10 protein-coding genes and 2 pseudogenes are annotated in these 12,452 nt (G+C 71.0%); 5 read left to right on the forward strand and 7 right to left on the reverse strand.

Going from position 1 to position 12,452, the window contains the following annotated elements; genetic code table 11:
- Positions 1-2: 2 nt before the first annotated feature.
- From pimB to A5700_RS20335, 4 genes are all read right to left on the reverse strand, one after another.
- Positions 3-1,142 carry a GDP-mannose-dependent alpha-(1-6)-phosphatidylinositol monomannoside mannosyltransferase gene (gene pimB, locus A5700_RS20320; RefSeq protein ID WP_068072580.1) on the reverse strand — a complete coding sequence of 380 codons (1,140 nt, stop codon included), beginning with the start codon at positions 1,140-1,142 and terminating at the stop codon, positions 3-5.
- A gap of 45 nt (positions 1,143-1,187) precedes the next feature.
- Complete coding sequence (locus A5700_RS20325; RefSeq protein WP_231973876.1) at positions 1,188-2,033, reverse strand: hypothetical protein; 846 nt, start codon at positions 2,031-2,033, stop codon at positions 1,188-1,190.
- A gap of 34 nt (positions 2,034-2,067) precedes the next feature.
- Positions 2,068-3,207 carry a peptidoglycan hydrolase RipC gene (gene ripC, locus A5700_RS20330; protein ID WP_068204958.1) on the reverse strand — a complete coding sequence of 380 codons (1,140 nt, stop codon included), beginning with the start codon at positions 3,205-3,207 and terminating at the stop codon, positions 2,068-2,070.
- 200 nt (positions 3,208-3,407) lie between these two features.
- Positions 3,408-3,650, reverse strand: a complete 243-nt coding sequence (locus A5700_RS20335) for a hypothetical protein (protein WP_231973874.1) — start codon at positions 3,648-3,650, stop codon at positions 3,408-3,410.
- Here A5700_RS20335 and A5700_RS20340 point away from each other — a divergent pair.
- Positions 3,649-5,667 (forward strand): annotated as a pseudogene (locus tag A5700_RS20340) (DEDD exonuclease domain-containing protein); the annotation flags it as partial. The gene A5700_RS20335 and the pseudogene A5700_RS20340 sit on opposite strands and share 2 nt — an antisense overlap.
- Here the strand turns inward: A5700_RS20340 and trpD are convergent.
- Positions 5,605-6,696, reverse strand: a complete 1,092-nt coding sequence (gene trpD / locus A5700_RS25570; RefSeq protein WP_231973875.1) for an anthranilate phosphoribosyltransferase — start codon at positions 6,694-6,696, stop codon at positions 5,605-5,607. The pseudogene A5700_RS20340 and the gene trpD sit on opposite strands and share 63 nt — an antisense overlap.
- 150 nt (positions 6,697-6,846) lie before the next feature.
- Here trpD and A5700_RS20355 point away from each other — a divergent pair, with 150 nt between their 5' ends.
- Genes A5700_RS20355 through A5700_RS20370 form a run of 4 tightly spaced genes read left to right on the forward strand, consistent with a single transcriptional unit; the run spans position 6,847 to position 11,341 of the window.
- Positions 6,847-7,458 (forward strand): heme-copper oxidase subunit III, encoded by a 612-nt coding sequence (locus A5700_RS20355; protein WP_068072592.1) that lies wholly within the window; start codon positions 6,847-6,849, stop codon positions 7,456-7,458.
- A 40-nt stretch (positions 7,459-7,498) separates the two neighbouring features.
- Positions 7,499-8,353 (forward strand): c-type cytochrome, encoded by an 855-nt coding sequence (locus A5700_RS20360; RefSeq protein WP_068072595.1) that lies wholly within the window; start codon positions 7,499-7,501, stop codon positions 8,351-8,353.
- A gap of 58 nt (positions 8,354-8,411) precedes the next feature.
- Positions 8,412-9,620 carry a ubiquinol-cytochrome c reductase iron-sulfur subunit gene (locus A5700_RS20365; RefSeq protein ID WP_068204960.1) on the forward strand — a complete coding sequence of 403 codons (1,209 nt, stop codon included), beginning with the start codon at positions 8,412-8,414 and terminating at the stop codon, positions 9,618-9,620.
- The gene (locus A5700_RS20370; protein WP_068072599.1) at positions 9,617-11,341 is read left to right on the forward strand and encodes a cytochrome bc complex cytochrome b subunit; all 1,725 of its coding nucleotides are present in this window, start codon (positions 9,617-9,619) and stop codon (positions 11,339-11,341) included. Before A5700_RS20365 ends, A5700_RS20370 begins: the two co-directional genes overlap by 4 nt.
- A gap of 141 nt (positions 11,342-11,482) precedes the next feature.
- Here the strand turns inward: A5700_RS20370 and A5700_RS20375 are convergent, their stop codons facing one another.
- On the reverse strand, positions 11,483-12,124 hold the full coding sequence (locus A5700_RS20375) for a DUF2561 family protein (RefSeq protein ID WP_068072602.1): 642 nt from the start codon (positions 12,122-12,124) through the stop codon (positions 11,483-11,485).
- Positions 12,125-12,391 (reverse strand): annotated as a pseudogene (locus A5700_RS20380) (MmpS family transport accessory protein); the annotation flags it as partial.
- Positions 12,392-12,452: the final 61 nt, after the last annotated feature.

The following is a 12,452-nucleotide window of genomic DNA, read 5'->3' on the forward strand; positions in this document are numbered from 1 at the left end:
GCCTAGCCGAGCAGCCCGGCCAGCCGGGCGGCCAGGGTGTCCCACCGCCATTGCGAGGTCGCCCAGCGGCGCCCCGCGGCGCCCATCGCGGCGGCCCGGTCGGGGTCGCCAAGCAGCCCGGCGACCGCGTCGGCGACCTGGCTGACCGAGCGGCCGTCGACGACCAGCCCGGTTTCGTTGTCGCGCACCGTTTCCGGCGCGCCCCCGGAGCGTCCGGCGATCACCGGCACACCGGTCGCGGACGCCTCGAGGAACACGATGCCCAGGCCCTCGACGTCCATGCCGCCGCCGCGGGTGCGGCACGGCATGGCGAACACGTCGGCCAGCGCGTGGTGCGTGGGCAGCTCGGCGGCGGGCACACCGCCGGTGAAGGTGACATGCTCGTCGACCCCGCACTCGCGGGCGAGCTTGCGCAGCGCCTCCAGATAGGGGCCACCCCCCACGATCACCAGGGCCGCGCCGTCCACGCGGCGGCGGACCGACGGCAGCGCCTTGATCAACACGTCCTGCCCCTTGCGCGGCACCAGCCGCGACAGGCACACCACGGTGGGCCGTTCGCCCAACCGGTAGCGCGCCCGCAGCTCGGCGCGACCCGCCGGGTCGGGCCGGAACCGGTCGGTGTCCACGCCGGAGGGCAGGTATTCCAGTGACGCCTTGGGCCCGAACGCCGGCGCGAACCGCGAGCGCGTGTAGCGGCTGACGAAGGTGACGACGTCGGTGTCGTCGCCGATGCGCCGCAGCACCGAGCGCGCGACGGGCAGCATCGACCAGCCGACCTCGTGACCGTGGGTGCTGGCCACCACACGCTTCGCGCCCGCGCCGCGGGCCCGCTGGGCGAGCAGGGCCAGCGGCGCGGCCGCCCCGAACCAAACGGCGTCGATGCCGTGCTCCCCGATCAGCCGGCGCATCCGGGCGTCGACCGAGGGGCCGGGCAGCATCAACGTGCCGGGGTGGCGCACCACCCGGTAACCGGCCGCCTCGGCGGCCTTGTCGTGGGCGTCGGCGCCCTTCCACTGGGGCGCGTAGACCGTGACCGCGTGCGGACCCTGCCGCACCAGCCTGTCGACGAATTCGCCCAGATACGACTGGATGCCGCCCGGGCGGGGCGGAAAGTCGTTGGTAACCAGCAGGACCCGACTCACCTGCGACAGGCTAGCGCGGCGCCGAGGCGGGCCGCGCACGCGGCCCTAGCGGGTCAACCACTGATGCCAGCGCACCAGCAGATCCGCCGGGGCGGTGTTCAGGATGTCGTGGGCGGCGGTGGGCAGGTCGGCGTGGCGGACGCCGCAGGTGGCCAGGTAGAGCTCGCGCAGTTTCGGCGCACCGTAGGTGTCGGCCACGAAGCGGGCGAACCACCACGCGCGGTCGTACGCCAGGGATCGCTGCGGTCCGGGCGCGTCCAGCTCGGCGTCGGACGGCAGCGTCAGCGGCACGGGCGACGCGTCGGCCGGCACCGGTGTCGGCGGCCGGGCCACGAAGTCGGCGACGCCCTCGGGTAGCCAGCGGGGCGCGTCCAACACGGTATCGGCGCGCGACGCGTAGTGAAAAAGCTCGTGTGTCAGCACGATTCGCAGCGACGCCGGGCTCATGTTCGCCGCGCCGGGCGCGAACACGATCCGCTGGCCGTAGGCCACCCGGCGCGCCGGGTCCACCCGGTCGACGACCGTCACGGCCGCGATATCGGCCCACTGCGACTCCGATCCGCCGCCGGCGGCGCCGCGGAACTCCGCATCCGTGCCGGCCGCGACGAGCGCGATGTTCCGCGGCCAATCGACGCCCCAGAAGGCCTCGACGGCGCCCACCGCCGGACCGAGGCTCGCCACGACGCGGGACAGCAGGCGATCGCTGGCGGTGCCGCCCAGCGAGAGCAGGCTGACGGTGCGGTCGCCGACGGTCAACGACTTGGTCGCGGCGTCGACGGCGCGATGCGCGGGGGTGATCAACTGCGGCGGCCGGATCCGGCCATCGCGCGCGGCGTCGAACGGCACGGCCGCCGCGACCACCAACTCGACGAGGAAGACCCAGGCCAACAGCACCGGTCGGCGCCGGCGGCGTGAGTTGGGGCGTCTAGTAACGGCGCGCGTCGTAGATCGGGCCGGAGGAGTTCATCGGCACCACCCGGACCGGCACGCCGTAGGTCGACGAGTGCACCATCATGCCGTCACCGATGTAGATGCCCGTGTGCGAGGCGTCGGAATAGAAGGTCAGCACGTCACCGGGCTGCAGGTCCGACAGCGACACGGGCTGCCCGCCGTGGGCGAGCGCCTGGCTGGAGTGCGGCAGCGAGATGCCGGCCTGCTGGAAGGCCCACATCACCAGGCCGGAGCAGTCGAAGCCGCCGGGAGCGGCGCCGCCCCACACGTACTGAGAGCCGACCTGCGTCAGCGCGGCCTGCACGACGGTGTTCCTGTCGCCGCCACCCTGGGGCGGTGCGAACTGCTCACCGGGAGGCGGGGCCACGCCGGGTGCCTGCCCGTCGCCGGGGGGCGCACCGGGCGGCGCCGCTTCCGGCGCCGGCGCGCCCGGGCCGGGTGGCGCCGCGGCCGGGGCGGGGCCCGCCAGCGCCGTGCGCTGCTCGGGGGACAGCGAGACGTACTGGGACTTGACGACCGCGATCTGCACCTGCAGTTGGCTCTGCTTGGACTGCAGGCTGGCCCGCACCGCGGCGGCCTGCTCGGCGGCGCTCTTGGCGTCGGCGGCGGACTTCGCCGATTCCTTCTCGGCCTTGGCGGCCTGCTCACCGGCGGACTTGAAGCTAGCCATCTGGTTGGACATCTGCGTCGCCATCACGCGCTGCACGGCGAGCTTGTCGATCAGCCCCTGCGGGGAGCCCGCGGTCAGGATCGCTTCCATGCCGTCGACGTGACCGCCCATGTACTTGGCGGCGGCCAGGTTGTTGACGGCGGTCTGGTAGGAGGCCAGTCGGGCCTTGGCCGCGTCGACGGCGGCCTGATCGTCGTCGTGTTTCTTCTCCGCCGCGCGCTGCGCCCGCAGCTTGTCGTTCAGGTCGAGCTGCGCGCTGTGCATCGCCTCCGTGGTCTGCTCGGCCTGGCGCGACAGCTGGTTCAGCTTGGCCAGCGCGTCCTCGGCGGGGTCGGCCGCGGCGTAGGAGGTGACGATTCCGGATAAGACGGTAAAGCCCGCTAGCGTTCCGACGGCGGAGCGTGTAAGGGCACGCGCAATCGGGTATCTAGACACAAGCCTCAAGATTTTGCTTCCTTAAACGGCCATCGACTGCGATGCGTCGAGCTGGTTTAGGTCTCAAACAGGTTACGAAACGATATCGGCGTTTGTCCAAAGCGAGCGGTTAAGAAATCGGAAAGATTTCTGTCATTTCTCTGTGAGTGGAATACCGCCTCGCGTCCAGGTTTCCTTGTGGCACAGGTCTTTTGTGACACACAAGGCGACTACGCTACACCGGTGCCGCGCCCCCGATGAATCGGTACTAACCGCAGCCTTGGGGCCAGCCCGACCTCGGCCAACACCTCCAGCGCGGCGCGCTCGTCCTGCAATAGCGTCTCCGGCACCCCCAGCAAAACGCTGACCACGCAATCGCGGCAGCCGGGCCCGCGCACCGCGCAGTCGTCGCAGTCGATCACCACCGGCGTTCCCGCTCCGGGCGGTCCGCCCGTCGACCCGAACTCCGTCATGCCGTCCCCTTCGCGTCCACTGTTCGATGCCACGGTCGGTCCTCTCGGTCGGTCTGGTCCGGCGAACATCTCGTCGTTGCGGCGAACGCTAACGGCGGGCACCGACACGTTTCGATCGCGCGGGCGACGGCGGCGTGGGACGGCCGCGGTGTCGGTGCCCGGGCTTAACGTCACCGCCGTGGGTGCGAGCGAGGCCAGCCAATTGACGTTCGCCGACGTGGGTTCGCCGTTCACCACCGACGACGTGTCCCTGAGGGAGACGACGTTCGTGGTCGTGGACCTCGAGACCACGGGCGGCCGCACCAAGACCACCGGCGACACGCCCCCCGACGCCATCACCGAGATCGGCGCGGTCAAGGTGCGCGGCGGGGCGGTGCTCGGCGAGTTCGCCACCCTGGTCGACCCGCAGCGCAGCATCCCGCCGCAGGTCGTGCAGCTGACCGGCATCACGACCGCCATGGTGCGCGACGCGCCGACCATCGACGCGGTGCTGCCGATGTTCCTGGAGTTCGCCGGCGACGCGGTGCTGGTCGCCCACAACGCCGGATTCGACGTCGGGTTCCTGCGCGCCGCGGCCCAGCGCTGCGACATCGCCTGGGCCCGGCCGCGGGTGCTGTGCACGGTCCGGCTGGCCCGCCGCGTGCTCAGCCGCGAGGAGGCGCCCAGCGTGCGCCTGGCCGCCCTGGCCCGCCTGTTCGCCATGACCACCCAGCCCACCCACCGGGCACTCGACGACGCCCGCGCCACCGTCGACGTGCTGCATGCGCTGATCGAGCGGGTCGGCAACCAGGGCGTGCACACCTACGCCGACCTGCGCTCCTACCTGCCCGACGTGACCCCGGCGCAGCGCCGCAAACGGGTGTTGGCCGAGGGCCTGCCCCGCCGGCCGGGCGTCTACCTGTTCCGCGGGCCGTCCAACGAGGTGCTGTACGTGGGCACGGCCACGGACCTGCGGCGCCGCGTGAACCAGTACTTCACCGGCGCCGACCCGCGCCGCCGGATGAAGGAGATGGTGGCGCTGGCCGAAGCGATCGAGCATGTCGAGTGCGCCCACGCGCTGGAGGCCGGCGTCCGGGAATTGCGGATGCTGGCCGCGCACGCCCCGCCGTACAACCGGCGGTCGAAGTTCCCGCACCGCTGGTGGTGGGTGGCCCTGAGCGACGAGGCGTTCCCGCGACTGGTGGTGGTGCGGGCGCCCCGCCACGACCGCGCCGTGGGACCGTTCCGGTCGCGCACCGACGCCGCGGACACGGCCGCGCTGCTGGCCCGGTTCACCGGCGTGCGGACCTGCGCCACCCGGCTGGGGCGCTCGGCGCTGCACGGTCCGCTCTGCGCGCAGACGGAGGTGTCGCCCTGCCCCGCGGCCCGGGACGTCACGGCCACCCGGTACGCGGCGGCCGTCGCGCGGGCCGCGGCGCTGATCGACGGCGCCGACAACGGCGCGCTGACCGCCGCCGTCGATCAGGTCACGGCGCTGGCCGAACGACGGCATTTCGAAAGCGCCGCCCGGCTGCGGGACCGCACCGCCGCCGCGGTAGAGATCTTGTGGCGTGGTCAGCGACTGCGTGCGCTGGCGGCGCTGCCCGAATTGATCGCCGCGGCGCCCGACGGTGCCGGCGGCTACCAGCTGGCCGTCGTTCGCTACGGCCAGCTCGCCGCGGCCGGTGCGGCCCGCCGCGGGGTGCCGCCCATGCCGGTGGTCGACGCGCTTTCCCTTGGGGCACAGGCGATCTTGCCCACGCCCGCGCCGCTCGGTGGCGCGCTGGTCGAGGAGACCGCGCTGCTGGCGCGCTGGCTGACCACCCCGGGTGTGCGCATCGTCCGGGTCGAGGGCACCCCCGACGCCGGCGGCTGGGCGTCACCGCTACGCGCGGCCGGCACCTGGGCGGCGTGGGCGGCGGCGGCCCGCTCGGCGCGGCTGGCCGCCGACCAGCTCACCCGTCACGACGCCGACTCAGGGCTGCTGACCCACCCGCACCCATCGCGCGAGCAGCTGTTCGGCCGCCCCGGAATCGATGGCCGCGCTGGCGCGGCGCAGCCCGTCCTCCCAGGCGGGCAACCATTCAGCGCGGCTGGATAGCCCGGCGTGCGCGACGAGGGCGCCGGCGGCGTTGAGGACGACGGCGTCGCGGACCGGGCCCGTGGCCCCGGCCAGCACCGCCCGGACCTCCGCCGCGTTGAACTGGGCGTCGCCGCCCAGCAGGTCGGCGACGTCGGCGCGGGGGAACCCGAACCCGGCCGGGTCGAACGTCAGCCGGTCCACGGTGCCGGCCTGCACGCGCCAGATGGTGCTGGTGGTGGTCGTCGTCAGCTCGTCGAGGCCGTCGTCGCCGTGCACCACCAGGACGCTGGACCGGCGCCCCGCGAAGACGCCCGCCATCACCTCGGCCAGATCGGCGAAGGCGCAGCCGATCAGCCCGGCCCGCGGCCGCGCCGGATTGGTCAGCGGCCCAAGGAGATTGAAGACCGTCGGCACCCCGATCTCGCGGCGCACCGCCGAGGCGTGCCGGTACGACGGGTGAAACAGCGGCGCGAAGCAGAACCCGATGCCCAAGTCGGCGAGGCTGCGGGCCACCTCGTCGGGGCCGGCCTCGATGCGCACGCCGAGGGCCTCGAGCGTGTCGGCGCCGCCGGACAGCGACGACGCCGCCCGGTTGCCGTGCTTGATCACGGGCACCCCGGCGGCGGCGACCACGATCGATGCCATGGTGGACAGGTTCACGGTGTTGACGCCGTCACCGCCGGTTCCGACGATGTCGACCGCGTCCTGCCCGGTCACGCCGTCGGGCAGGGGGCGCGCGTGGCGCAGCATGACGTCGGCCAGCTCGCCGACCTCCCCCGACGTCGGGGCCTTCATCGTCATCGCCACCGCAAAGGCGGCGATCTGGCCCGCGCTGGCCTGCCCCGCCATGACCTGCTCCATGGCCCAGGCCGCCTGACCCCGCGCCAGTTCGCGCCGGGCGGTCAGCCGGGCCAGGATCTGCGGCCACGACGGCGCCGCCGCGGACCCGGGGATCCCAGGCGCACCCTCAGATGTCAGAGCCACGCGCCGATGGTCCCACGCGCGGCGAACGCGCCCCAACCGCCGGCGCGCCCGGCCCCCGTCGCCGCGGGCGCCGCCCGGATCCGAACACACCCGGCACCAAAAGCCGCCCCGGGTGGAGTTCGTCAACTACAAAGCGTCATACTTGCAATTGTGACCAGCGCTGTCGGAACTTCAGGCACTGCAATTACATCGCGGGTTCATTCACTGAACCGGCCGAACATGGTCAGTGTCGGCACCATCGTCTGGCTGTCCAGCGAGCTGATGTTCTTTGCCGGCCTGTTCGCGATGTACTTCACCGCGCGCGCCCAATCCGGTGGCAAATGGCCGCCGCCGCCCACCGAACTGAACCTCTACCAAGCGGTTCCGGTGACGTTGGTGCTGATCGCGTCGTCGTTCACCTGCCAGATGGGGGTGTTCGCGGCCGAGCGCGGCGACGTCTTCGGGCTGCGCCGCTGGTATGTCCTCACGTTCCTGATGGGCCTGTTCTTCGTTTGCGGGCAGGGCTACGAGTACTACCACCTGGTCAGCCACGGCACCACCATTCCGGGCAGCGCCTACGGCAGTGTGTTCTACCTCGCCACCGGTTTCCACGGCCTGCACGTGACCGGCGGGCTGATCGCCTTCATCTTCCTGCTGGCCCGCACCGCGATGAGCAAGTTCACCCCCGCGCAGGCCACTGCCAGCATCGTCGTCTCCTACTACTGGCATTTCGTGGACATCGTGTGGATCGCGCTGTTCACGGTCATCTATTTCATCCGATGAGCCGACGGCTCCGAATCACGGAATGAACAGGAGTGCTCGGTTGAAGAAGCTGGGGTCCATGCGAAACCGGAAGCCGCGAAACGCCGCGAGCGATCGCTCGCGGCGGCGGCTGCGCCGCCGGCTGTCCGGCGGCCTGCTGTTGCTGATCGCGCTGACGATCGCCGGCGGGCTGGCCGCCGTCCTGACGCCCCGGCCGCAGGTCGCGGTCGCCGACGAGTCCAACTCGGCGTTGCTGCGGACCGGCAAGCAGCTGTTCGAGACGTCCTGCGTGTCGTGCCACGGCGCCAACCTGCAGGGCGTGCAGGACCGCGGGCCGAGCCTGATCGGCGTCGGCGAGGAGGCCGTGTACTTCCAGGTCTCCACCGGCCGGATGCCCGCCATGACCGGCGAGGCGCAGGCGCCCCGCAAGGAGCCGATCTTCGACGAGACGCAGGTCGACGCGCTGGGTGCGTACGTGCAGGCCAACGGCGGCGGCCCGACGACGGTGCGCAACCCGGACGGCACGCTGGCGATGCGCTCGCTGCGCGGCGACGACCTGGGCCGCGGCGGCGACCTGTTCCGCCTGAACTGCTCGTCCTGCCACAACTTCACCGGTCGGGGCGGCGCCCTGTCCTCGGGCAAGTACGCGCCCCCGCTGGAGGCACCCAACGAGCAGCAGATCCTGGCCGCGATGCGGACGGGCCCGCAGAACATGCCGAAGTTCTCCGACCGCCAGCTGTCGTTCGAGGCCAAGAAGGACATCATCGGCTACGTCAAGGCGGTCACCGAGGAGACGCAGCCGGGCGGCTACGGCCTCGGCGGCTTCGGTCCCGCGCCCGAGGGCATGGCGGCGTGGATCATCGGGATGGTTGCCGCCATCGGGCTGGCATTGTGGATTGGGGCACGAGCATCATGAGCCGCGCCGAGACGACGCAGGGTGAAGCGATGACAGCGATGTGGAGGGGCGGCGCAAGATGACGGACGACGTTCGCGGCTCTGACACCGGTGGCAGCACCCAGGGTGTCGGCGAGAAGGAGCCCGACGACGCGGCGCTGGCCGCGATGTCGCGGGAGGAACTGGTCGCGCTCGGCGGCCGCCTCGATGGCGTCGAGACCATCGTCAAGGAGCCCCGCTGGCCGGTCGAGGGCACCAAAGCCGAGAAGCGCGCCGAGCGCGGCGTCGCCGTGTGGCTGCTGCCGGGCGGCGGGTTCGGGCTCGCGCTGCTGCTGATCTTCTTGTTCTGGCCGTGGGAGTACAAGCCGAAGGGCACCGACGGCAGCTTCCTCTACGACCTGACCACGCCGCTGTACGGGCTGACGTTCGGGATGTCGATCCTGTCGATCGCGATAGGCGTCATCCTCTACCAGAAGCGGTTCATCCCCGAGGAGATCTCGATCCAGGATCGCCACGACGGCGCCTCCCCCGAGATCGACCGCAAGACCGTCGTCGCCAACCTCGGTGACGCCTTCGAGGGCTCCACCGTGGGCCGCCGCAAGCTGATCGGTTTGTCGCTGGGCGTGGGCCTCGGCGCCTTCGGCCTGTCGACCCTGGTCGCCTTCGCCGGCGGGCTGATCAAGAACCCGTGGAAGCCGGTGGTGCCCACCGCGAACGGCAAGAAGGCCGTCCTGTGGACCTCCGGATGGACCCCCCGCTACAAGGGCGAGACGATCTTTCTGGCCCGGGCCACGGGCGACTACACCGGGGCTCCGTTCATCAAGATGCGCCCCGAGGACCTCGACGCCGGCGGCATGGAGACCGTGTTCCCGTGGCGCGAATCCGACGGCGACGGCACCACGCCGGAGTCGCAGGAGAAGCTGCGCGCCATCAACCAGGGCGTCCGTAACCCCGTGATGCTCATCCGCATCCGGCCCGTCGACATGGGCCGCGTGGTCAAGCGTCAGGGTCAGGAAAGCTTCAACTACGGCGAGTTGTTCGCCTACACGAAGGTGTGCTCGCACCTGGGTTGCCCGGCTTCGCTGTTCGAGGAGCAGACCTACCGGATCCTGTGCCCGTGCCACCAGTCGCAGTTCGACGCGCTGCACTTCGCCAAGCCGATCTTCGGCCCGGCGGCGCGCGCGTTGGCCCAACTGCCCATCACGATCGACACCAACGGGTATCTGGTTGCCAACGGCGACTTCATCGAGCCTGTCGGACCGGCATTCTGGGAGAGGACGACAACATGAGTCCAAAACTGAGTCCCCCGAAAATCGGCGACATCATGGCCCGCCAGGGCGAGGGCGTGGACAGCCGCTATCACCCCTCGGCCGCGGTCCGCCGACAGCTGAACAAGGTCTTCCCCACGCACTGGTCGTTCCTGCTGGGTGAGGTCGCGATGTACAGCTTCATCGTGCTGCTGCTCACCGGCGTGTACCTGACGCTGTTCTTCGACCCGTCCATGGCCGAGGTCACCTACAACGGCGTCTACCAGCCGTTGCGCGGCGTGGACATGTCGAAGGCCTTCGCGTCGGCCCTGGACATCTCCTTCGAGGTGCGCGGCGGCCTGTTCGTGCGCCAGGTCCACCACTGGGCCGCGCTGATCTTCGCGGCGTCGATCATGGTGCACCTGGCCCGCATCTTCTTCACCGGCGCGTTCCGCCGGCCCCGCGAGGCGAACTGGGTCATCGGCTCGCTGCTGCTGATCCTCGCCATGTTCGAGGGTTACTTCGGCTACTCGCTGCCCGACGACCTGCTGTCCGGCATCGGGCTGCGCGCCGCGCTGTCGTCGATCACGCTGGGCATGCCGGTGATCGGCACCTGGCTGCACTGGGCGCTGTTCGGCGGTGACTTCCCGTGCGGCGGCGTGGGCAACGAGTGCGCCACGGTGGGAGCGATCATCCCCCGGATGTACGCCCTGCACATCCTGCTGCTGCCCGGCATCATCCTGGCGCTGATCGGCCTGCACCTGGCCATGGTGTGGTTCCAGAAGCACACCCAGTTCCCCGGCCCGGGCCGCACCGAGCACAACGTCGTCGGCGTGCGCGTCATGCCGATCTTCGCGGTGAAGTCGGGTGCGTTCTTCGCCGCGATCGTCGGCGTGCTCGGCCTGATGGGCGGCCTGCTGCAGATCAACCCGATCTGGAACCTGGGCCCCTACAAGCCCTCGCACGTCTCGGCGGGCTCGCAGCCGGACTTCTACATGATGTGGACCGAGGGCTTGGCGCGTATCTGGCCGCCCTGGGAGTTCTACTTCTTCCACCACACCATTCCCGCGGTGGTGTGGGTGGCCATCCTGATGGGCGTCGTCTTCGGCCTGCTGATCGTCTACCCCTTCCTGGAGAAGCGGTTCAGCGGCGACTACGCGCACCACAACCTGCTGCAGCGCCCGCGTGACGCTCCGGTCCGCACCTCGATCGGCGCGATGGCGATCGCGTTCTACATGCTGCTCACGCTCGCCGCGATGAACGACATCATCGCGCTGAAGTTCCAGATCTCGCTGAACGCGACGACCTGGATCGGGCGCATCGGCATGGTGATCTTGCCGCCGCTGATCTACTTCATCACCTACCGGTGGTGCATCGGGTTGCAGCGCAGCGACCGCGGCGTGCTCGAGCACGGCATCGAGACCGGCATCATCAAGCGGTTGCCGCACGGCGCCTACGTCGAGCTGCACCAGCCGCTGGGACCGGTCGACGATCACGGTCACCCGCTGCCGCTGGAGTACCAGGGCGCGGCGTTGCCCAAGCGGATGAACAAGCTCGGCTCGGGCGGTTCGCCGGGCAGCGGTAGCTTCCTGTTCGCCGACCCGGCGTCGGAGGACGCGGCCTTGCGCGAGGCGGCGCACAGCGCCGAGCAGCGGTCGCTGACCGCCCTGCGCGAGCATCAGGGCAGCATCGCCGGATCGAACGGCTCCAACGGCCATGGCTCGAACGGCCACGGCTCCAACGGCCAGAACGGTCACCACTAGTAGTAGTGCGCCAACGACGCGGGCCCGCTTTGAGCGCGGCCCGCGTCGTTGCCGTTTGTGGGGCTGCTGTCGGCGGGCGTGGCCTGCTGGGCCGACGCGGGTGCGACCGGCCGCAAGGGATGCCGCGGGATCGAGCTCCGGCTAGGCGTCGGCCGCGAGGGTGCGCAACTGGCGGACGTGCCACCACTCGACCGCCGGCATCGCCGCGGTCACGACACCGGCCAGGCCGTAGGCGATCCACGAGCCGCCGTCGTGGCCGACCGCCATCAGGTACGTCGCCGTCGAGACCGCGACGAGGGCCACGCCCATGGTGCCGACCAGCAGGACCGTGCCGCGCAGCCAGACCCGGTCCACGGCCTCGCCGGCCGGCTCGGGGGTCGGCGTCGTGGCGGCCGAGAAGCGCGGCCGCTTGTCGCGCTCGGCGGCGGTGCGCGGCGCCTGCGACATCAGGCGCACAGGCGGCCTGTCGGGCGCCGTCATCGCGCGTGCGGCCGGCTCGGACTGGGCCAGCCTGCGCGCCCGCAGCAGCATCGGGATCGCCCCGGCGATGATCAGCGCGGAAACGACGATGACGGCGTACAGCACCCAGGTCGTGTGCGGGCTGCTGGCGGCCTTATGGAAGCCCCGACCCAAGTCGACCAGCGCGACGGTGGCGGCGACGCTCACCCCCAGCAACACCAGCCAGACGGCGGCGCACGCCCCGATCAGGATGCGGTCGATGACGTCGGGCGCGATCGTGTCGTCCCCCACCGCGCGGCGATACGCCGAGTATCTGCTCACCATCTAGCAGCTCGTCTGCGGCGCGTCGCTGCTGTTCGACGACAACACGGTGCCGTCGCTGGTCGTGATCGAGCAGTTCAGCCGGCTGACCCGGAACAGGCTGGACGCCTCGACCGAGCCGACGTCGGACTGCGAAATCGGGGTGACCGTGATCGACCACGGGATGTAGACGTTGTGCTGGGTGCGACGCCGGCCCGACGCGTCGACGTAGGTCACCGAGATGATGTCACCGGGGGCTTTGGTGCCGGTCACCGAGTAGGTGACGACGCGAAATGCATATCGAAGCCAGGTTATTCGAATTCATTGCCGGGTTTTTCCTACTGGGCTTCGT

The sequence above is a fragment of the Mycobacterium sp. E1214 genome (assembly GCF_001666755.1).
GTDB lineage: Bacteria > Actinomycetota > Actinomycetes > Mycobacteriales > Mycobacteriaceae > Mycobacterium.

Excerpts from the sequence above, each read along its gene's own strand:
- A5700_RS20335 (WP_231973874.1), bottom strand. The coding sequence starts at position 3,650 with ATGACGGAGTTCGGGTCGACGGGCGGACCGCCCGGAGCGGGAACGCCG.
- A5700_RS20365 (WP_068204960.1), top strand. The coding sequence starts at position 8,412 with ATGACGGACGACGTTCGCGGCTCTGACACCGGTGGCAGCACCCAGGGT.
- A5700_RS20370 (WP_068072599.1), top strand. The coding sequence starts at position 9,617 with ATGAGTCCAAAACTGAGTCCCCCGAAAATCGGCGACATCATGGCCCGC.
- A5700_RS20375 (WP_068072602.1), bottom strand. The coding sequence starts at position 12,124 with ATGGTGAGCAGATACTCGGCGTATCGCCGCGCGGTGGGGGACGACACG.